This is a genomic window from Bacillus sp. FJAT-27445 (assembly GCF_001510665.1).
GTDB lineage: Bacteria > Bacillota > Bacilli > Bacillales > Cytobacillaceae > Bacillus_D.
The window spans coordinates 13,130-34,731 of sequence record NZ_LMTI01000003.1 but is presented as its reverse complement, the minus strand read 5'-3'; the positions used below and the strand labels follow the sequence as shown (position 1 = coordinate 34,731).

Sequence of the window (21,602 nt, the reverse complement as noted above, 5' to 3'; positions counted from 1 at the left end):
AAGGACTCGAACCTTCGACCCTCTGATTAAAAGTCAGATGCTCTACCGACTGAGCTAATGGCTCTTATTAATAGTCTATTATTTTCCCATCCAGCTAAGTTACCTTTTGCCAGTGGCGACGTTTTTTATAATAGCATACGCACTGATTATGAAGCAAGCAATTTTAGAAAAATAAATATTTAAACCTATTTTTCCGCCTAACCTTCACTCCTTTTCCCTCTAAATCATTTTTAAAACATCTGAATGGTATTCCGTGACCCACAACCGGGCGGCCATGGAAATACAAAAAAGAAAGGAACCCTCCCCAAATGAAGAGGGTTCCGAATATCCATTCTTACATACTTGGCCTCCATGGGCTCCTGACGATATTTGTCTGTGAGCGATCCGGGCCAACAGAGAAAATCGACAATGGAATCTCAGTAAGCTGGGAAAGCCTTTCAAGGTAATGACGGGCATTCTCAGGCAGTTCCCCAAGTGTCTTGCACCCCGTAATGTCCTCTGTCCAGCCTGGGAATTCTTCATAGACTGGTTCACACTCTCCAAGCACCTTAAGGCTAGCAGGGAACTCTTCAATGATTTCACCCTTGTAACGGTAGGCCGCGCAAATCTTAACGGTCTCTAGGCCTGTTAGGACATCAATTGAATTGAGTGACAGGTCTGTAATACCGCTGACACGGCGTGCATGCCGGACAACGACGCTGTCGAACCAGCCAACCCTCCGCGGGCGCCCGGTTGTTGTACCATACTCACGGCCAACTTCACGGATTCTGTCCCCAATTTCATTATTCAGTTCTGTTGGGAACGGGCCATCTCCAACACGGGTCGTATAGGCTTTGGAAACCCCGACAATATTTGTGATCTTTGTAGGCCCTACCCCTGACCCAATCGTAACTCCGCCGGCAACCGGGTTGGATGACGTAACAAACGGGTATGTACCCTGGTCAATGTCGAGCATGACTCCCTGCGCGCCTTCAAACAGGACACGGCGCCCCTCGTCAAGCGCAACATTCAGGACAACCGATGTATCGCAGACGTATTTCTTGATTTGCTGGCCATATTCATAATATTCATCCAGGATTTCCTCGGCAGTAAATCCTTCTGTTTCATATATTTTTTCAAAGAGGCGGTTTTTCTCATCAAGGTTCCTGACAAGCTTTTCTTCAAAAACTTCCCTGTCAAGCAAATCGGCAATCCGGATGCCTACCCGTGCTGCCTTATCCATATAAGCCGGGCCAATTCCCTTTTTCGTTGTTCCAATCTTATTTGCGCCCTTCCGCTCTTCTTCAACTTCATCGAGCTTTAGGTGATATGGAAGGATAACATGGGCACGGTTGCTGATGCGCAGGTTGTCTGTTGAGACACCTTCCCCGTGCAAATAAGCTAGTTCTTTAATAAGCGCCTTCGGATCGACGACCATGCCATTTCCGATAACGCAGATTTTATCCTTATAGAATATTCCTGAAGGTATTAGGTGTAATTTATAGGTAACGCCGTTAAATTTAATGGTATGTCCGGCGTTATTTCCTCCCTGATAACGGGCTACTACTTCTGCATTTTCAGAAAGGAAATCTGTAATCTTTCCTTTTCCCTCATCGCCCCATTGTGTACCAACTACAACAACTGATGACATACAAGCACCTCCGAAAGTGGTTACTTTTTTATATTAAGCATCAAACCATACCAATCTTACCAACTTCGCAATTGAAAAGTCAAGAAAATCCGAACATTAACTCTATATTAATCTAGCATGTTCGTAAAATGATTCGAATTTACTAGTTTAACAATTCCGGATCAATGTAAATGAGTATCTACCTATATGGCACTCCAAAAAAAATATGCCGGCCCTGTAAAAGGCCGGCATGATCCGAAACACTACGCACCTGGAGGAACTCCTGAATCATCAAAGCGGGTTTCCAGGTTGACGAACTTATTGTATTCTTTTACGAAAGCCAGCTGGACTGTGCCTGTAGGGCCATTCCTCTGTTTGGCAATAATGATTTCAATGATGTTTTTATTCTCTGATTCTTTATCATAGTAGTCATCGCGGTACAGGAACGCAACGATATCGGCATCCTGCTCAATACTTCCGGATTCCCGGATATCGGACATCATCGGCCGCTTATCCTGGCGCTGCTCTACACCACGCGATAGCTGGGATAGGGCGATGACCGGAACCTGGAGTTCGCGCGCAAGCTGCTTAAGGGAACGTGATATTTCTGATACTTCCTGCTGGCGGTTTTCGCCGCTCCTGCCGCTCCCAAGAATCAATTGGAGGTAATCGATCATGATCATTCCGAGGCCATGCTCCTGCTTCAGGCGCCTGCATTTTGCCCGTATATCTCCAACCCGCACTCCGGGGGTATCGTCTATAAAAATTCCAGCCCGTGACAAGCTTCCCATTGCCATCGTCAATTTTCCCCAATCATCATCGGTCAGGGAACCCGTCCTTAGCCTCTGGGCATCAATATTGCCTTCTGCACAAAGCATCCTCATTACGAGCTGCTCCGCACCCATCTCAAGGCTGAAGATCGCTACGTTTTCACCAGTTTTAACACCAACGTTTTGGGCTATGTTCAAGGCGAACGCCGTTTTACCGACTGAAGGCCGCGCGCCTACAATAATCAGGTCATTTCGCTGGAAGCCTGCAGTCATCCGGTCCAGTTCACGGAAGCCCGTTTCAATCCCGGTAATGTCGCCTTTCCGGTTGTGCATGGATTCTATGTTGTCGTACGTGCGGACGAGTACATCCTTAATATTATGGAAAGCTCCGGCATTTTTCCGCTGGGCAACCTCCATAATGCTTTTTTCGGCTTCGGAAAGAAGGGATTCAACCTCATCTTCCCTTGAATACCCGTCTTGCGCAATCGAGGTTGCAGTTCGGATCAACCGGCGCAGCAACGACTTTTCTTCGACTATTTTGGCATAGTATTCAATATTGGCAGCCGTAGGTACGGATCCGGCAAGTTCACTTAAATAGCTGACCCCGCCCATATCTTCAAGAAGCTTTGCCGCGGCAAGCTCCTCTGTTACAGTCACTAAATCAACGGCTTTCCCTTCATCATTCAACTTAAGCATCATATTGAAGATTTTTTGGTGGGACGCCCTGTAGAAATCCTCAGGAATCAATATCTCGGTAGCCAGGGTCAAAGAAGCCGGTTCCAGAAAAATAGCTCCCAGCACTGCCTGTTCCGCTTCTATATTTTGGGGCGGCATACGATCCGCAAACACATCATTCATCAAAAAGACCCCCATCCTTGAGGTAATTCGCTTAACACCGCGAAAAAAAGTGACCAGCATGGCCGATCACATTTTTTGCTACTCTATTATCTTAACATGTTCTCAGGTGAATTCTACCACAAAAAATTAGTTTCCTTCTTTTACATATACTTTTAGGGTCGCATTCACTTCATGGTGAAGCTTAACTGGAACCATTGTTTGACCCAGGCTGCGAATGGCATCCTCGAGTTCCATCTTTCTCTTGTCAATCTTAATGCCGTATTTCTTTTGCAATTCCTCAGCGATTTGCTTGGTCGTAATCGATCCAAACAGGCGGCCGCCTTCCCCTGATTTGGCGGTTAACTCAACTGTGATTTTCTCAAGCTTCTCTTTGAGCTCTTTCGCATCGGCAAGCTCCTGTGCGGCAACCTTCTCTTCTTTCTTCTTCTGAGCGTTTAAGTTGCTCATATTTCCCTGGCTTGCTTCAACTGCCAGTCCTTGTTTAATCAGAAAGTTATGTGCATAGCCATCAGCTACATTTTTGATTTCGCCCTTTTTGCCTTTTCCTTTTACATCCTTTAGAAAAATTACCTTCATTCTTTTTTTCCTCCTTCAAAATAATCATCGATGGCAAGCCTCAGCATTACCTCCGCCTCATCCATTTCTGTATCTTGAAGCTGGGTTGCTGCATTTGTTAAATGCCCGCCGCCGCCCAGGCTCTCCATAATAACCTGTACATTGATATCTCCAAGTGAACGGGCGCTAATTCCTATCATCCCATCTTCACGCTTGGACATCGCAAATGAGGCCTGTATGCCGTCCATTGCCAAAAGGGTATCCGCTGCCTGGGCAAGCATTACCTGGTCATACACCTCGCCGTCCAGCCCTTTTGCAATCGCTAGGCCGTCCTTGTAAAAATAAACGGTTTCAATCAATTTCGATCTCTTAATATACGTTTCCACGTCTTCTTTAAGTAATTTTTGAACGAGAATGGTATCAGCCCCTAGCGACCTTAAAAAGGATGCAGCGTCGAATGTTCTGGCACCCGTCCTCAGCGTAAAGCTCTTCGTATCGACGGTAATTCCGGCAAGCAGTGCTGTTGCCTCAATCATATTGAATTTAGCCCGTTTCGGCTGGTACTCTAGAAGCTCTGTAATAAGCTCCGCAGTCGATGAGGCATATGGCTCCATATAAACAAGCAATGGATTGCTGATAAAGTCCTCCCCGCGCCTGTGATGGTCAATGACGACGACATCATCTATACTGGCCAATACTCTTTCATCTATAACCAGTGATGGCTTGTGTGTATCAACAATGACAAGAAGTGTATCGTTTGTTGCCAGGTCCAGTGCTTGCTCGGGGGTAATAAAACGTTCGTACAAATCCGGATGCTGCCTGATTTCCTCCATCAACCGCTGTATCCCAGTATCTATTTCATCATAATTAATCACGATATATCCTTCGCGCTGGTTCATTTGCGCGACTTTGCTAATTCCAATAGCAGAGCCGACAGAGTCCATATCCGGGAATTTGTGGCCCATAACAATGACTTTGTCACTTTCGGCGATTAGCTCTTTTAATGCATGGGAAATGACCCTCGCACGGACCCTGGTCCGCTTTTCGATAGGATTTGTTTTCCCCCCGTAAAACTTTACCTTCCCATTTGATTGCTTAATCGCTACCTGATCACCGCCGCGCCCAAGTGCAAGATCTAGGCTTGATTGGGCAAGTGTTCCGAGTTCAGGTAAGGATGAAACTCCGGCACCTATGCCAATGCTGAGTGTCAGGGCAACATTCTGCTTCATGGTCATTTCCCTAACTTCATCCAATATGGTAAAGTTCCCCTTCTCTAGCAGCTGTAGAATACTTTCATTGAATACCCCAATAAAACGGTCTGATGAAATACGCTTCAGATAAATGCCGTTATTGTTTGCCCATTTATTCAATATCGAAGTAACCAGATTATTGATGCTGCTCCGAGCCTGGTCATCAAGCCCCTGGGTAAGTTCCTCATAATTATCAAGAAAAATAATGGCAATGGCGGTCCGTTCATCCCTGTACATTTTTTCAATTTCAGTTTGTTCGGTTACATCAAAGAAATAAAGCAACTTTTCATCCAACTTGTGAATCACACGGAATTTCCGATCGTGCAATGTGATTAATTCGGTTTCTACTTCCTGCTTGATCAATGGAACTAGCGCATCGGCTACATCATACAAGGATCTTCCTGCCAATGTCTCCTCGTCGAAGCAAGAGGCAAGGAATGGGTTGGTCCACTGGATACAGAGATCATCATTAATTAGCATGATCCCAATCGGCATTTCCATTAATGCCTCTTCCCCCACCTTTTTTACCCGATAAGAAAGTGTGGAAATATACTCCTCCATCTCCTTCCGTTGTTGCCTATCCACTTTTATTAAATAGTATAGGGCAACTCCGGCCAGAAAGTAGCCTGCTATGCTTATTACCAAATTATAAAGTGCAAGGATGCCTAAAAGCACCGCAGTTAAGCACAGTAATCCGTAGAAAGGATAACGTATTGACCGTTTTTCCAAAAATGACGGCATTCTTTCAGCTCCCTGACAGATATGTCCCCAAAATTTAAGCATTCGGCTTATAGAAAATCACCTGGCCGTTATGGCCCTTCTGGTCTCCTTTCCTCTCTCACGCCGAATCCTAATTTCATTATACCCAATATCCTATCCATGAAAAGAAAAACAACCGGATATAAAGTTCGTTCTTTAAAAAGAACATTTTTTTGGTAAAATATTCATCTATCTGGTTTTTACCATAAGACTGGTTGGTTTATTATTATAAAGCATATTTTTTATGTTGATTAGGGCGAAGCCGCGAAGACTCTTTCGAAGATGCATCTGCATTTTATCCTGTGAGCTTTTTTGGGGAAGCATTTTTCATCACCAGCCTAGCCGCTATGCAATTTCAATCTCTAGCTGCACTCGTGAAATGACTCATGTCGGTTACTTGTGCAACTCGAAAGAACTATGTAGATAAACCTTCCGGGCTGCTTAAGAATGATAAAAGAGCAGCAAGGGAGTACCCTGCTGCTCTTTGTTGTTCAAGCGATTATTCGCCTGAAACGTATGGAAGCAATGCCATTAAACGAGCACGTTTAATTGCGATTGTCAATTTACGTTGGTATTTTGCGTTTGTGCCAGTCACACGGCGTGGTAAAATCTTTCCACGTTCAGAAACGAATTTCTTCAAAAGATCCACATCTTTGTAATCAATGCGTGTAATTCCGTTTGCTGTGAAATAGCACACTTTACGGCGCTTAGCGCGTCCGCCTTTACGTCCCATTGCCATCAGTATGTTCCTCCTTTTCAAGAATTTTATATTTTACGTTCGTTATCATCCTTAAAATGGCAGGTCATCGTCTGAAATATCAATCTGTCCGCTGCCAGCGAACGGATCATCATCCATCCGAGTATATCCCTGCTGTTTTGCAGGTGCAGGCCGTTGATTCTGATTGCTGTTTCCAAAAGGATTACCCTGTTCTTTTGGAGCACCGCCATAGTAATCGTTGTTGTCGTTTCTTCCGCCTGCTGAAGAACTCTTTGGTTCCAGGAATTGAACGCTTTCCGCCATTACTTCTGTCACATACACACGTTTTCCATCCTGTCCTTCATAGTTGCGGGTTTGGATACGGCCATCTACGCCTGCCAGGCTTCCTTTTTTCAGGAAGTTGGCTACATTTTCTGCCGGACGGCGCCATACGACACAGTTAATGAAATCCGCTTCCCTCTCCCCCTGCTGGTTCGTAAATGCACGATTGACAGCAAGTGTAAAGGTAGCAACAGGAACTCCATTTGGCGTATAACGCAATTCAGGATCTTTTGTCAGGCGGCCAACCAAAATGACACGATTCATCATCAGAATCAACTCCCCTTCCCAGGAACTGTTTCACGTGAAACATTTTCTCCAGAACAATTTATCAAAAGGATTAATCTTCTTCTTTAATTACAATGTGGCGAATGATATCTTCGCTGATTTTAGCAAGACGGGAGAATTCTTCTACCGCTGCAGGTTCAGCATTCACCTTTAGGATTTGGTAATATCCGTCACGGAAATCATTGATTTCGTATGCAAGACGGCGTTTTCCCCAGTCCTTGGCTTCTGCCACTTCCGCACCATTGTCAGCAAGAATTGTGTTAAAACGCTCTACTAGAGCTTTCTTGGCCTCATCTTCAATGTTTGGGCGGATGATGTACATAACTTCGTACTTTCTCATCACTGTCACCTCCTTTTGGTCTAAGCGGCCCTAATGGGCAAGGAGCAATTTATCAATTACTCACAAGGTAAAAGTATATCACAGAAGTGCCCAAAGCGCAACAGCAGCTTGATTTGTAAGCAAAAAAAAGAAAGCGTCCCCCTTTAAAACTAGGGAAACGCCTTCCATAAAACCTAATTGTTTTATATTTTATTAAACATTAAAGCGGAAGTGGATGACGTCGCCATCCTTTACCACATATTCTTTTCCTTCAAGCCTTACCTTTCCTGCTTCCTTCGCGGCATTCATCGATCCGTTCGCAAGCAGGTCATCATAATGAACCGTTTCGGCCCTGATAAATCCTCTTTCAAAATCAGAATGGATGATTCCGGCACATTGTGGAGCCTTCATGCCCTTCCTGAAGGTCCAGGCCCGGACTTCCTGAACGCCAGCCGTAAAGTAGGTAGCCAATCCAAGAAGGTTGTATGCTGTTCGAATCAATTGGTCAAGGCCCGATTCCTCAATGCCGAGCTCGGATAAGAACATTTCTTTTTCCTCTCCGTCAAGCTCAGCAATTTCGGACTCTATTTTCGCGCAAATGACAATCACTTCTGCATTTTCTTTTGCGGCAAATTCGCGGACTAGCTGGACATATTCATTGGATGAAGGGTCTGCTACATCATCCTCGCCAACGTTCGCTACATACAGGACAGGCTTAATTGTTAAAAGATGAAGATGCTTGGCAATTTTCAGCTGATCCTCGTTAAAATCAACTGCTCTTGCAGGCTTTTCAGCTTCAAATGCATCCCTCAGAATAGCTAATACTTCAAACTCCGCTGCCGCTTCCTTATCCTTTTGCTTCGCAAGCTTTTCCACGCGGCCAATACGTTTTTCCACAGATTCCATGTCAGCTAGGATTAATTCCAGGTTAATGGTCTCAATATCGGAAATCGGATCCACCTTACCCGCAACGTGGGTGATATTGTCATCCGCGAAACATCTAACCACCTGGCAAATGGCATCCACTTCACGAATATGGGAAAGAAACTTATTGCCAAGGCCTTCCCCTTTGCTTGCACCCTTTACAATTCCGGCTATATCAGTAAACTCAAAGGTTGTTGGAACTGTTTTTTTCGGCTGGACAAGTTCGGTCAGCTTATTCAGGCGATGGTCCGGCACTTCGACGATACCGACATTCGGGTCGATGGTACAAAACGGGTAATTGGCTGATTCGGCACCCGCTTGGGTTATTGCATTAAAAAGCGTGGATTTCCCAACGTTCGGAAGGCCCACAATACCTGCTGTTAACGCCATAGTTCGGTCACTCCTCTTAAAATAAACATATCTATTGGAAATTTCGTCATTGCAGTTAATAACATTTAAAAGCCCTACACAATTATAGGCATTACCTACTAAAAACACAAGGTTGGCTTCAACTGGGTATTCAACTAAAAACTGCCGGAATAACCGGCAGCTAAATGGCCTCTAACTTCTCAATTGCCACAAGGCAGTCGTACAAGGTACTCCCCAGACCATTATCGGAAGCCAAGCTTGCCGTCAAGCTGTTGACAGAACCGCCAAATTTCTTCCAAATGCCCTCATCAATATTGATCGTTCCCGGATGTGCTTTTTTCAGAATGGAAACAATCCCTTTTACCTCTCCCCGATTGTTCCAGACTCTCGCCGTATTACCTTCTGCCAGCTGATGCTGAATGGCTATATCCTCTGCAACTTCAATAACGACATGAGGCGGATTAGCCCATATAGGATAATGCTGCGAATGATTGGATCGCAATGGATGGATCGTTAAGAGCGAGTAAGGGAATTCTCCCGCCAATTCAGGGCTGGTCCATTTCGTTTCAGCCGGCAATGACAGCTGAAGCCTTCCATCCATCCCCTTCTCCATCGCCAATTTTGAAGTAAATTCATATTTTCCAGAAGGGGTTTTAAATTTTCCGTCTTCCCACGGAACCTTTACAACCGGCAGTTCGAATGCTTGGATGTCCCGTAAAGAATCGAGTGTAAGCCCTTCTTTATTCAGCGGTTCCAGATACATTTCCAGCCATTGCTCAGGCGTATAGGCAAACTCCTCCCCAAAGCCTAGCCGGTTGGCTAGTTCTGTCCAAATCCATAGATCTGGCTTCGCTTCTCCAGGAGGATCCATCAGTTTTGGCGCGTAATTCGCATAATGATGGAACATGGAGGCATAGTAGATATCTTCTTCTTCAAACACTGCTGCCGATGGGAGGACATAATCGGCAAGCACGGCTGTATCCGTCATGAACTGATCAATAACCACAACAGTTTCAACCTTGGAAAATGCTTCTTCCACTACATTTGAGTCAGGAACCTGGGTAGCAGGATTGCCACACGTGACAATCACCATTTTAATTTCAGGATTTTTCTCGGATAGAATCATCTCGGCCTGTTTCATAATTGGAAACTGGCGGAATTTTTGTTTCCGTTCATTCAATGACAGCCTGCCCGCCTGGAAACTCCGGCCTACCTGGAGATTTGCGTAATTTGCCCCTCCTCCGGGTATGCCAATATTGCCGCTCGCTGCGACGAGTGCATCAATAAAGCGAATTGTATTCCCGCCGTTGCGGTACCGCTGCATACCAAGCCCGATATACGTAGACACAGGGCCATCGGCATAGATACCGGCAAGCATTGAAATCGTTTCTACAGGAATCTCGGTCATTTCACTAATTTTCTCAATTGAAATCGTGGCCAGAAGGTTTTCGACATCTTCAAAACCGACAGTACATGTATCAATAAAGCCCCGGTCTACCTTGGATAAGCTTAGCATTTCTTTTATAATGCCCGCTGCCAGCAAGCCATCCATCCCCGGCTTGATTGAAATATATTCATCTGCCAATTTAGCGGTAGCATTATAGATTGGATCGATGACAAGTATATGGATCCCCTTTTTCTTTGTTTCAAGAAGGCTTTGATAAAAATGCAAATTGGTTCTTGCAGCATTCCGTCCCCAAACAACAATATGTTTGCTGTTAAGCAAATCTCCTGGTGCATGGCTTAGCGCATCACCAAAATCCCACATTTGAGCCTCGATGCCTGCTCCCCAGCAGAGTGAGCCCGCCAGCTCCGTCACGCCACCATAGGCATTGAAAAACCGCTGGTCAAGGTTTACCAGAATACCGCTGTTCGCATAGTCATGGCTGTGTAGTACTGCTGTTGAACCATGCTTTTCCTTAATTATCGCCATTTTTGAGGCAATCTCATCGAGTGCCTCGCCCCAGGAAATCTGAATAAATTCACCATTCACTTTTTTCAGAGGATAAAGAAGCCTGTCTTCTGCTTCAATCCTATTAATTAATGAACGGCCGCGCCCGCATATTTTCCCCTTTGTTATAGGATGGTCCGGGTCGCCGTCTATTTTTATTACTCTTCCATTTTCCATCGTGACCTGGAAACCGCAGCTGTCCCAGCAATTTAGCGGACACGCTGATTTTACGATTGTATGCACCTTCCCACCACCGCCTAACCTTTAAATGCTTCTTACTAGATTAATACATTTTTACAAAAAAAGAAGCATGATTTACTCCTCATGCTTCACAAGAATTTTTTTCATTTTCCTCGAAAATTCGCGCCTGGGAATAAGGACGCTGTGGGCGCAGCCTTCGCATTTTATCCTGATATCCATTCCAAGGCGGATGATTTTCCAACGATTTACCCCGCACGGATGCGGCTTTTTCATTTCGACTACATCATTTAGGCTGAACTCTTTTGATTCCATCAGCTTTCCCCCTTGTCAGCGGACTGGCCGCCCTTATCCCCCCGTGAATACATGACCATCCTTGGGAACGGGATATCGATTCCATGCTGGTCCAATCCAAGCTTTATTTCTTTGCGGATTTTCCTTGCGATTCCATAGTGTTTCATCGGCTTTGTTTCCGCGACAACCCTTAAGGTAACTTCTGTTGGACCGAAGTTTTGCACCCCGACCAATTCTGGTGGTTTGACTAAATCCTCATCGGATCCAGCAAATTTTTCAATGATTTCCTGGATGATTTTCTCGGCCTTTTCAATATCCTCTTCATAGGCAATACCTACATCAACCACAGCTATGCTGTTATTCAAAGAGAAATTGGTCACCTGGATGATGCTGCCATTCGGCAAAATATGTAATTCACCCGTCCAGCTCTTTATTTTGGTCGTCCTGAGCCCTATAGACTCCACTGTTCCTTCAAATGCATCAATCCTGATATGGTCCCCAACAGAAAATTGATCTTCAAAAATAATAAAAAATCCGGTAATGATGTCCTTTACTAGGTTCTGAGCACCAAAGCCTACTGCCAGCCCAACAATACCTGCCCCGGCGAGCATAGCTTTTACATCAATTGTAAGCTCGGTAAGAATCATCATAAAAGCAATGAAGTAAATGAAATACGATAGGATGTTATCAAGCAGTTTAACGAGTGTCGTCTCGCGCCGTTCCGTTACCCGGAGGGGCATTTTCATCCGTATATCAAATGCTTTATGGATAGCAGCCTTTCCTATCCGGATCAGAATCCCCGATACGATAAGGATAAGGAGGATTTTTATTGCTCCTTCCCCTATCGCTGCCCATTTATCTTCATCAAGTAGCCTGTTCTGTATCCGGCTCATTCCCTTGTTAAATGAATCCATACTTTCACCGCCAATGCATTCAATCATTATCATTCTAGTTAGATGCGGGAAAATTTTCAACTTTCCCGATAAAATGTCTGTATTTTCTAGTCCTTTTCTCCTTGCCAGGTCTGTTTCTTCCTTCTTTCTACCCTGTTTAGCAAAAACCTTTTATAGGTATGTATAGAGTACGAAATATATTCGTATAATGATACTATTCTTCATTTTCACCGAGTAAAAAAGCAGTACCCCACAAAAAAATTCGTGTCCTTCCCAGACTTTCACCAGCACAGCAACCGAACTGAATGAGTTTACGCTTACCATGAAGGAGTGGGCTTTATGAATATGAAAACAGGCTTGTTCGACAGGGGGCAAAACAGTCGGATTCACTATGAGGAATCCAAAGCAGAAGCAAAGCTTGCAACTGAACTGATTTCAAATCTGCCTCTATTAACCAGCCGGCCAATTGTTGTGGTCTGCATTGGGACTGACCGTTCGACAGGAGATTCTCTCGGCCCTCTTGTTGGCAGCTTCCTTGAGGAAAGAAGATTGCCGTCCTTCCATATTTACGGAACATTGGATGATCCCATTCATGCTGTAAATTTGGAGGAAAAGATGAAAGAAATAGCGGAAAAGCATTTCCAACCCTTTATTATTGCAATTGATGCGTGTTTGGGCCGTTTTAAAAGCGTTGGTGTCATACAGGTATGCGATGGCCCTGTAAAACCGGGTGCCGGAGTAAACAAGGAATTGCCCGAAGTCGGTGATATGCATATTACAGGAATCGTAAACGTAAGCGGTTTCATGGAGTTTTTTGTCCTTCAAAACACCAGGCTAAGCTTAGTTGTAAAAATGGCAAAAACAATCGCTAAAGGAATTCATCTTGCTTCAAAGTATCAATACAACCAGCTCGGCTGGTCCGAAATCCGCTGGAACAGGGAGCAGGAAGCGGCAATAAACGAATCGGCAAATTAAAAACAGGAAAAGATAAAATTCTTCTCCTGTTTTTCCATTTTCCTATGTTAGTTGGTGGTAAAAATAGAGCCCTCCTACCGCCAGTGCTGTGATGAGAATACCAGGCAACAAGTTAGCAACCTTAATTTTTGTCAAGCCGGTTAGATTCAGCCCAATGGCAAAAATCATCACTCCACCCGTCGCGGTCATTTCAACAATGAATTGGTCCATTAATACAGCTGGAACAATCCTGTCTATTTGGGTTGCGAACAATGCAATCGTTCCTTGATAAAGCATGACAGGGATAGCCGAAAACATAACGCCAATCCCAAGTGTTGTTGCTAGGATGATCGAGGTAAATCCGTCGATAATCGCTTTTGTATACAGAACATCATGGTCCCCGCGAATTCCGCTATCTAAAGCCCCAATAATCGCCATTGCCCCGATGACAAAGATGAGTGTCGCTGTCACGAACCCCTGGGAAATGCTTCCCTTTCCATTCGAGCCGATTTTCCTCTCAAGCCATAAACCCAGCCGGTTCAGTTTGTCATCCAAATCCCAAACTTCACCCAGCACCCCGCCTAGCACGAGGCTAAGTATTACGATGAGGAAATTTTGGCTTTTCAGGCCCATTTGCAGGCCAAGTACCATTACGGATAAGCCAATTCCATGCATGACGGTCGTTTTCATCCCTTCAGGAATACGATGGAGAAGCTTGCCCAATAATGTTCCTAAGATGATTAACAACCCATTAACCAATGTTCCCCACAAAAACATATCTCTTTCCCCTGTCTATTTTTAGCTTTAGGCTGTTCCATTCAATGATAAAGAACAAAATGCGCAAGCGCCTTGATCAGCCCCGACCAGATTAAGACGGGGCCCGCAGGACACTGTATGACATCACTGAATTCGCCCACGCACGAAGGAAATGCGAGCACAAAGGAAGGCTTCAGCGAACTTACATCGCACGAAATTATGCGGCAGCATAATTGAGGATTTCCGAGGACGGGCCTGCCCTCCGGAGGGAACCGGCTTAAGACCTCGAGGGGCTAGGCGCTCCTCGAAAAAGCTAACGCTTTTTCTTCGTGCGAGGCTTATGCTTCCGAAGCTTATTCTGGTGGTGCTGGATTACAATACCTTATTTCGAGTTATCCCCTATGTTCTATTTAAAAATTCCTAGATAAAAAAGAAACCATCGGTTGATGGCTTATTCGATGGACTCAGGTTCCAAAAGTTCCAGAAGCCTTTCTAAATCCTCTTTTGAGAAAAACTCAATTTCAATTTTGCCTTTATTCTTTGTTTGTTTAATATGGACGGTTGTCCCGAATTTTTCGCGCAGCTGGTGTTCCCTATCCTGGATGAAGCGGTCTTTTTTCTTTTCCGGCTTCTTTGTTTCACGTGAAACATTGTCGTTCATTTGCTGGATTAGTTTCTCAAGCTGGCGGACATTCAGGCTTTCCTTGGCAATTTTATCAACAAGGAGCGGAAGCTTCGCCTTTTGCCTGAGCCCTAGAAGCGCCCTGCCATGTCCCATCGAAATGGTTCCATTTGAAATTAATTCCTGGATTTGTTTAGGCAGTGAGAGGAGGCGTATATGGTTTGCAATATGAGGCCGGCTTTTGCCAAGCCGCTTTGCCACTTCCTCCTGTGTAAGGTTAAGCTTTTCCATCAGCGTCTGATAGGCAGCTCCCTCTTCAATAGGGTTGAGATCTTCCCTCTGAAGATTTTCAAGGACTGCAAGCTCCATCATTTGCTGCTCGGATAAATCGCGAACCACAGCAGGAACCGTTTCTAGGCCCCCTTTTTTGGCAGCCCGATAACGGCGCTCACCGACTACAATTTCATAGCCTTTTATACTTTTCCTTACGACAAGCGGCTGCAGGATTCCATGTTCAAGAATGGATTCCATGAGCTCATCAATTGCTTCAGGCTGAAAATGTTTCCGGGGTTGGTAAGGGTTGGGCCGCAGTTCCTTTATCTTGATTTCCTGTATGGATTCTTCCTTGTCTGCTTCCATATTGGCAAAAAAGGCATCAAGCCCTTTTCCTAATCCTTTAGCCATTAGAAACCACTTCCTTTGCCAGATCTAGATAAACTTCAGCTCCTCGTGATTTCGGATCATAGATGATTATTGGCTCCCCATGGCTCGGAGCCTCGCTTAAGCGTACATTTCTTGGAATGATCGTCTTATAGACTTTGTCCTGAAAATATTTCTTTACCTCTTCGATGACCTGGATACCCAAATTCGTTCTGGCATCTAGCATTGTAAGGAGGACACCTTCGATTTTCAGGTTTTGGTTAAGATGCTTCTGAACAAGCCGAACAGTATTCAGAAGCTGGCTCAAACCTTCCAGCGCGTAATACTCGCACTGGACGGGTATCAGAACCGCATCGGAAGCAGTAAGGGCATTGATTGTCAATAAGCCGAGGGAGGGAGGGCAATCGATAATGATGTAATCATAATCATCTTTTACTTCCTCCAAAGCCCTTTTTAGCCTGACTTCACGGGATATCGTCGGCACAAGCTCGATTTCCGCCCCAGCTAGCTGGATTGTGGCAGGAATTGCAGATAAATTTTCAACTGCTGTCGGCCTGATGACCTCTTTTGCCTCTACGTCATCCACGAGCACATCGTAAATGCATTGCTCCACATCGGCCTTTTCTACGCCAATCCCGCTTGTTGCGTTCCCTTGCGGATCAATATCGACCATTAAGACTTTTTTTCCTATGTATGCTAAGCAGGCGCCAAGATTGACAGAGGTAGTCGTTTTTCCGACTCCTCCTTTTTGATTCGCGATTGCAAGTATTTTGCCCACGATGTCACCTACCTTTTGCTTTAAAATAACTGGCATTTTCCAAAATGTTTTGATAAAGCCATGCATTCTATTTTACCATGAAAAATCCCTAAAAGAGTTTTTTTTATTAAAATAATGGCTTACAGCCTAAAGAAAGGGCTGTTTTAAAAAAGTGCAGATTGGAAAACTGCACGGTATCCCATTCAATTCCCAATCTCTGCCTTCAATTATAGCCCCCAATCTGATATGAGTCTATCTAATAACGAACATATGTTTCTGTTATATTCACAATCTTTCTTTTTAACAGCAAAAAGCCGGACTGCTCCATGTCCGGCTTTAATAAACTACTGAAATGATTATTTCTTCTTTGGAATTTTAATTGTGAACTGGTAATACTCTTCGAATTCCTTTTCCTCGGAATCTAGCGGAATACCGCTATCAGAAACCATTGAAAGGGACTGGCGAATCGTGTTTACTGCAATCCGCATATCCTTACTGAAGGCTTTTCGCCTCGGCTTTGGCTTTTCCTCCTGCTGTCCGAGAAGTTTGATGACTCTCTCCTCGGTCTGCTTGACGTTTAAATTTTTCGCGATGACCTCTTCCATTAAGGCGACCTGTTTTACTCCATCCTTAAGAGGAATGAGGGCACGGGCATGCCTTTCGGAAATTTGCTTGTTCAGAAGCGCCTCTTGTACTTCCTGTGGAAGCTTTAGAAGCCGTAGTTTGTTGGCTACAGTCGATTGTCCTTTTCCAAGCCGCTGGGCGAGGGCTTCCTGGGTCAAATCATGAAGGGTAAGAAGCTTTCCGTAGGCAATTGCCTCCTCAATCGGTGAAAGCTCCTCACGCTGAAGATTCTCAATTAAGGCAACGGATGCCGTCTCGGTATCAGACATGTTTTTTATTAGGGCCGGTACCTCTTCCCATCCCAGCTTTTTCATCGCCCGCCATCTTCGTTCCCCGGCAATGATTTCATAGCGGCCGTCTTCCAACTCACGCACGACAATCGGCTGGATAATGCCATGCATATGGATGGTACGGGATAATTCCTCTATTTTGTCATCATCAAAAACCGTCCTAGGCTGGAATCGGTTCGGAACAATTAAGTCTATGGCAATTTTCTTTATCTCTTCATTGCTATCTACTGTCTCTATATCGATCTCTTCTTGAAGGTCAATCTGCGCTTCTTTATCACTCCGGCCAAAAAAGCGTGAAAAAGAACTCTTCATTTCCAGCACCACCTTTAAAATACTCCCACTTTACTAATTCTCTATCCTCCGGGTAAATCCTGCCATACGGAATGAATGATTAGCAAACCATTTTCATTTATTTCACAAAACTAGAGGTCATGCAATCGGCGTTTTGGCAGGCGTTCCTGGCTTGCGTGGATACTTTTTGGGAGTCGGTTTTTCTTTTTTAACGACGATGATCGTCCGCTCACTTTCCTCGAGAGGCAATGAGAAGGTATAGGTTTTATCTGTTTTTCCGCCCAGGATGGAAATAGCCTTCTTTGCATCCGTGAGTTCTTCTTTTGCACTGGCTGCCTTAAGAGCGACAAAATGTCCGCCCTGCTTTACAAGCGGCAGGCAAAGTTCGCTTAAAACCGATAATCTGGCGACCGCCCTCGCTGTTACGACATCATAGCTTTCCCTGTGGTCCGCTTTGATTCCAAAGGTTTCGGCGCGGTCATGTATAAATTGGACATGGTCCAATTCCAGAACCTTCGCAAGATGATTCAGGAACGTGATTCGTTTATTAAGCGAATCGACAATCGTTACATTAAGAGTAGGAAAGGCAATTTTTAGTGGAATACTCGGAAAGCCAGCGCCGGCGCCAACATCGCATAGGGTCATAGGGCCGGAAAAATCGAAGTAAAATGCGGCCGAAAGAGAATCATAGAAATGCTTTAAATAAACCTCCTCCCGATCGGTAATCGCAGTAAGGTTCATTTTTTCATTCCACTCAACGAGGGTTTCAAAATACGTTTCGAACTGGCCCAACTGCCTGGAGGAAAGAGAAATCCCCCTTTCCTCCAGCAATCCGGCAAATTGTTCAGCATTCATAGTTTTCATCCAACTCCGCTCTTATTCTGCTTTGATTCTAGCCACCCGGCCATGCTCCAAATAAACAAGGAGGATTGAAATATCAGCGGGGTTAACCCCTGAAATCCTTGATGCCTGGGCAATTGAAAGCGGCCTTACTTGTTTAAGGTTCTGGCGGGCTTCATTCGCAATGCCTGATATCGCATCATAGTCGATATTTTCCGGAATCTTTTTATTCTCCATCTTCTTCAGGCGGTCCACCTGCTGAAGTGATTTTTCAATATATCCTTCATACTTGATTTGAATTTCAACTTGTTCCTTTACTTCATCCTCAAGTATTATTTCCGGGGGAATGATGGCTTCAATATGGCTGTAATTGATTTCCGTCCTGCGAAGGAAGTCGGCGGCCCTGATTCCATCCTTCAATTCACTGCCTCCGAGGTTCCGAATCAATTCCTGAACCTCTGCAGAAGGCTTAATAATGACCGACTTTAAGCGTTTTATTTCTGCTTCAATCGCATCACTTTTCTTTGTGAACTTTTCAAAACGATTATCCTCGATCAGGCCAATCCGATGCCCAATATCAGTAAGGCGGATATCGGCATTATCGTGGCGGAGGAGCAGTCTGTATTCAGCCCTTGAAGTCAGAAGCCGGTATGGCTCGCTTGTGCCTTTTGTAATCAGGTCATCAATCATAACACCAATATAGGCTTCTGAACGGCTCAAAATCAGTTCCTCTTTTCCTAGGGCGTTCAGTGCTGCGTTGATTCCTGCCATCAGCCCTTGCCCTGCAGCTTCCTCATATCCGGAAGTGCCATTGATTTGGCCGGCTGTATAGAGATTTTTCACCTTTTTTGTTTCAAGGGTCGGCCATAATTGTGTAGGAACGATTGCATCGTATTCAATTGCATATCCCGCCCTCATCATTTGCGCATCTTTTAAGGCAGGGATCGTTTTAATTATCTTGTGCTGCACTTCCTCAGGGAGGCTTGTTGACAGCCCCTGTACATAAACCTCTTCTGTGTTCCGCCCCTCAGGCTCAAGGAAAATTTGATGGCGCGGCTTGTCGTTAAACCTGACGACTTTATCTTCGATCGAAGGGCAATAGCGCGGACCCGAACCTTTGATCATTCCGGAAAACATCGGGGAACGGTGAAGGTTTTCGTCAATGAGCCGATGTGTATGTTCATTCGTATATGTCAGCCAGCAAGGAAGCTGGTCAGTGATATATTTTGTTGTTTCATACGAAAATGCCTGCGGGAGATCGTCCCCGGGCTGAATTTCAGTTTGCGAGTAATCGATTGTTTTGCCATGAATCCGCGGCGGTGTACCTGTTTTAAAACGGACTAAATCAAAGCCCAGCTCTTCAAGGTGCTCGGACAGTTTGATTGAAGGCTGCTGATTGTTCGGCCCGCTAGAATATTTTAGGTCGCCAAGGATAATTTCCCCGCGAAGGAATGTACCCGTTGTGATAATAACGGTTTTTGCTAGGTACTTCGCTCCCGTCTGGGTAATGACTCCCGTACAAACGCTATCCTCTACAACCAATTTTTCTACCATTCCCTGAAGGAGCGTCAGATTTTTTTCGCTTTCTAACGTTTTCTTCATTTCATGCTGATAGGAAAATTTGTCGGCCTGGGCACGGAGAGCTCGGACAGCCGGTCCTTTCCCGGTATTCAGCATCCTCATTTGGATATAGGTTTTATCAATGTTTTTAGCCATTTCTCCGCCCAGGGCATCAATTTCCCTGACAACAATCCCTTTTGCCGGCCCACCGATGGATGGGTTGCATGGCATAAAGGCAACCATATCTAAATTAATTGTGATCATTAAAGTCTTTGCACCAATCCGGGCAGCTGCCAAACCGGCTTCACAGCCCGCATGACCTGCGCCGATGACGATTACATCATAATTTCCGGCCTCGTAATGCATTACGCTGCCTCCTTTTCAAATAGCTTTATACTCTCCCTCTTAAAGGGACAATGATTATTTTCCGAGACAGAATTGCGAGAAAAGCTGGTCAATCAAGCTTTCATGGACACTTTCGCCAATTACCTCGCCCAAAAGTTCCCACGATCGGGTTAAATCGATTTGGACGATGTCAATAGGAATCCCTCTCTCCACTCCGCTGATTGCTTCCTCAACTGAATTTAATGCTTGGCCGAGGAGCGCAATATGGCGGCTATTGGAAACGTACGTCATATCTCCTGCATCAATAGATCCAGCAAAAAACAGTTCGGCTATAGCGCCTTCGAGTTCATCGATTCCCCTATCCTCAAGCAGGGAGGTTGTCACAATCCTTCTTCCACCTGCAAGAGCCTTTACTTCGTTCAAATCGATAGCCTGGGGCAAGTCTGTCTTATTCACTATAATGATGGCGTCCATACTTTCAATCGCTTTGAAAATATTGCGGTCTTCCTCCGTCAGTGGGTCTGAATAGTTCAGGACCAGTAAGATTAGGTCCGCTTCCTTCAGGACTTGCCGCGACCTTTCTACGCCGATTTTTTCGACAATGTCCTCCGTCTCCCGGATTCCTGCTGTGTCGAGCAGTCGAAGCGGGACTCCGCGGACATTTACATATTCCTCGATGACATCCCTTGTGGTTCCGGGGATATCGGTGACGATTGCCTTATTTTCCTGGGCAAGGCTGTTCAGCAAGGACGATTTACCGACATTCGGCCTGCCTACAATGACAGTCGAAAGCCCTTCCCTCAATATTTTACCCTGTTGTGAGGTTTGTAAAAGCTTTTGAATTTCATCCCTGACATAGCCTGCTTTCTCAAGCAGCATGTTGTGGGTCATTTCTTCAACATCGTCATACTCAGGATAATCGATATTAACCTCCACATGGGCCAGTGTTTCAAGAATTTCCTGGCGCAGCTTTTTGATTAACCTTGATAGGCGGCCTTCCATTTGGCCAAGCGCTACATCCATGGCCCGGTCCGTTTTAGCGCGGATTAAATCCATAACCGCCTCCGCCTGGGACAGGTCTATCCGCCCGTTCAAGAAGGCACGTTTCGTAAACTCGCCTGGCTCAGCAAGCCTTGCCCCATTATTTAATGCTAATTGAAGGACGCGGTTAACCGACACCAGTCCCCCGTGGCAATTTATTTCAATTACATCCTCTTTCGTAAAGGTTTTTGGTCCCCTCATTGCAGAGACCATTACCTCTTCGACTGTTTCGTCCGTTTTTGGGTCAATGAGATGGCCATAGTGGATAGTATGGGTCGCAACCTCGCTAAGCAGCTTGCCGGTTGGGCTCTTGAATAGTTTATCCGCAATTTTGAAAGCCTCGTCTCCACTTAGCCTTACGATGGCTATAGCTCCCTCCCCCATTGGTGTGGAGATTGCCGCAATTGTATCAAATTCCACATTTTCCACCTCTTTTCTTTTCTCTACTCTTTATTCATCTATAGATTTCAGTCATTTATCTTTATCCCACACTTAACGGGCAGTAGAACGGGGCTAACCATCCGCGGAAAATCATCGCTGATGGAAGGTTCACTTTGCCCCACTCTTAAGGGACAGTAAGCCCTAAAGGGCAACTGTCCCTAAAGGTCCGATTGGTTCACCTAACCATCCGCGGAAAATCATCGCGGATGGAAGGTTCACTTTATCCCCAAAATAACAGAATAGCATATCCTTCTCTTCAAAAAAATACGTTTATCCACAGAATGTAGAATGAACATGTATTATTTTATCTTATCCACATGTGAATAACAATAAAGCGAATCTTGCAAC

General features: G+C 45.0%; 19 protein-coding genes. 1 reads left to right on the top strand and 18 read right to left on the bottom strand.

Annotated elements, in window-relative coordinates; all coding sequences use genetic code 11:
• Positions 1-334 precede the first annotated feature (334 nt).
• The 11 genes from AR337_RS08705 to AR337_RS08655 all read right to left on the bottom strand — a co-directional run bounded on the left by AR337_RS08705 (position 335) and on the right by AR337_RS08655 (position 12,094).
• The gene (locus tag AR337_RS08705) at positions 335-1,630 is read right to left on the bottom strand and encodes an adenylosuccinate synthase (protein WP_059171631.1); all 1,296 of its coding nucleotides are present in this window, start codon (positions 1,628-1,630) and stop codon (positions 335-337) included.
• Between the two features lie 242 nt (positions 1,631-1,872).
• Positions 1,873-3,237, bottom strand: coding sequence for a replicative DNA helicase (dnaB, locus tag AR337_RS08700; RefSeq protein WP_059171630.1), 1,365 nt, complete (start codon positions 3,235-3,237; stop codon positions 1,873-1,875).
• A 126-nt stretch (positions 3,238-3,363) separates the two neighbouring features.
• Positions 3,364-3,813, bottom strand: a complete 450-nt coding sequence (gene rplI / locus AR337_RS08695; protein ID WP_059171629.1) for a 50S ribosomal protein L9 — start codon at positions 3,811-3,813, stop codon at positions 3,364-3,366.
• Positions 3,810-5,783 (bottom strand): DHH family phosphoesterase, encoded by a 1,974-nt coding sequence (locus AR337_RS08690; protein WP_059171628.1) that lies wholly within the window; start codon positions 5,781-5,783, stop codon positions 3,810-3,812. The genes rplI and AR337_RS08690 overlap by 4 nt, the downstream gene beginning before the upstream one ends.
• Before the next feature lie 517 nt (positions 5,784-6,300).
• Complete coding sequence (gene rpsR, locus AR337_RS08685) at positions 6,301-6,540, bottom strand: 30S ribosomal protein S18 (protein WP_059171627.1); 240 nt, start codon at positions 6,538-6,540, stop codon at positions 6,301-6,303.
• Positions 6,541-6,591: 51 nt separating this feature from the next.
• Positions 6,592-7,107: a single-stranded DNA-binding protein gene (gene ssb, locus AR337_RS08680; protein ID WP_059171626.1), complete on the bottom strand. Its 516-nt coding sequence runs from the start codon at positions 7,105-7,107 to the stop codon at positions 6,592-6,594.
• A 70-nt stretch (positions 7,108-7,177) separates the two neighbouring features.
• Complete coding sequence (gene rpsF / locus AR337_RS08675; RefSeq protein WP_059171625.1) at positions 7,178-7,465, bottom strand: 30S ribosomal protein S6; 288 nt, start codon at positions 7,463-7,465, stop codon at positions 7,178-7,180.
• A gap of 192 nt (positions 7,466-7,657) precedes the next feature.
• Positions 7,658-8,758 (bottom strand): redox-regulated ATPase YchF, encoded by a 1,101-nt coding sequence (ychF, locus tag AR337_RS08670; RefSeq protein WP_059171624.1) that lies wholly within the window; start codon positions 8,756-8,758, stop codon positions 7,658-7,660.
• Positions 8,759-8,918: 160 nt separating this feature from the next.
• On the bottom strand, positions 8,919-10,931 hold the full coding sequence (locus tag AR337_RS08665) for a molybdopterin-dependent oxidoreductase (RefSeq protein WP_059171623.1): 2,013 nt from the start codon (positions 10,929-10,931) through the stop codon (positions 8,919-8,921).
• Positions 10,932-11,003: 72 nt separating this feature from the next.
• A complete protein-coding gene (locus tag AR337_RS08660; RefSeq protein ID WP_059171622.1) occupies positions 11,004-11,201 on the bottom strand; it encodes a DUF951 domain-containing protein in 198 nt (65 codons plus the stop codon).
• A complete protein-coding gene (locus tag AR337_RS08655; protein ID WP_059171621.1) occupies positions 11,201-12,094 on the bottom strand; it encodes a mechanosensitive ion channel family protein in 894 nt (297 codons plus the stop codon). Before AR337_RS08655 ends, AR337_RS08660 begins: the two co-directional genes overlap by 1 nt.
• 318 nt (positions 12,095-12,412) lie before the next feature.
• On the opposite strand from AR337_RS08655, the gene yyaC reads away from it, so the two are divergent.
• The gene (yyaC, locus tag AR337_RS08650; RefSeq protein WP_059171620.1) at positions 12,413-13,048 is read left to right on the top strand and encodes a spore protease YyaC; all 636 of its coding nucleotides are present in this window, start codon (positions 12,413-12,415) and stop codon (positions 13,046-13,048) included.
• Positions 13,049-13,090: 42 nt separating this feature from the next.
• Here yyaC and AR337_RS08645 read toward each other — a convergent pair whose 3' ends face one another.
• From AR337_RS08645 to mnmE, 7 genes are all read right to left on the bottom strand, one after another.
• Positions 13,091-13,804 carry a DUF554 domain-containing protein gene (locus tag AR337_RS08645; RefSeq protein ID WP_059171619.1) on the bottom strand — a complete coding sequence of 238 codons (714 nt, stop codon included), beginning with the start codon at positions 13,802-13,804 and terminating at the stop codon, positions 13,091-13,093.
• Between the two features lie 430 nt (positions 13,805-14,234).
• Positions 14,235-15,089 (bottom strand): ParB/RepB/Spo0J family partition protein, encoded by an 855-nt coding sequence (locus tag AR337_RS08640; RefSeq protein WP_059171618.1) that lies wholly within the window; start codon positions 15,087-15,089, stop codon positions 14,235-14,237.
• Positions 15,082-15,843, bottom strand: coding sequence for a ParA family protein (locus tag AR337_RS08635; RefSeq protein WP_059172212.1), 762 nt, complete (start codon positions 15,841-15,843; stop codon positions 15,082-15,084). Before AR337_RS08635 ends, AR337_RS08640 begins: the two co-directional genes overlap by 8 nt.
• A 335-nt stretch (positions 15,844-16,178) precedes the next feature.
• Positions 16,179-17,048 carry a nucleoid occlusion protein gene (noc, locus tag AR337_RS08630; protein ID WP_059171617.1) on the bottom strand — a complete coding sequence of 290 codons (870 nt, stop codon included), beginning with the start codon at positions 17,046-17,048 and terminating at the stop codon, positions 16,179-16,181.
• 117 nt (positions 17,049-17,165) lie between these two features.
• Positions 17,166-17,882, bottom strand: coding sequence for a 16S rRNA (guanine(527)-N(7))-methyltransferase RsmG (gene rsmG / locus AR337_RS08625; protein WP_059171616.1), 717 nt, complete (start codon positions 17,880-17,882; stop codon positions 17,166-17,168).
• Positions 17,883-17,903: 21 nt separating this feature from the next.
• The gene (mnmG, locus tag AR337_RS08620; protein WP_059171615.1) at positions 17,904-19,793 is read right to left on the bottom strand and encodes a tRNA uridine-5-carboxymethylaminomethyl(34) synthesis enzyme MnmG; all 1,890 of its coding nucleotides are present in this window, start codon (positions 19,791-19,793) and stop codon (positions 17,904-17,906) included.
• 54 nt (positions 19,794-19,847) lie between these two features.
• On the bottom strand, positions 19,848-21,233 hold the full coding sequence (mnmE, locus tag AR337_RS08615) for a tRNA uridine-5-carboxymethylaminomethyl(34) synthesis GTPase MnmE (protein ID WP_059171614.1): 1,386 nt from the start codon (positions 21,231-21,233) through the stop codon (positions 19,848-19,850).
• Between the last annotated feature and the right edge of the window lie 369 nt (positions 21,234-21,602).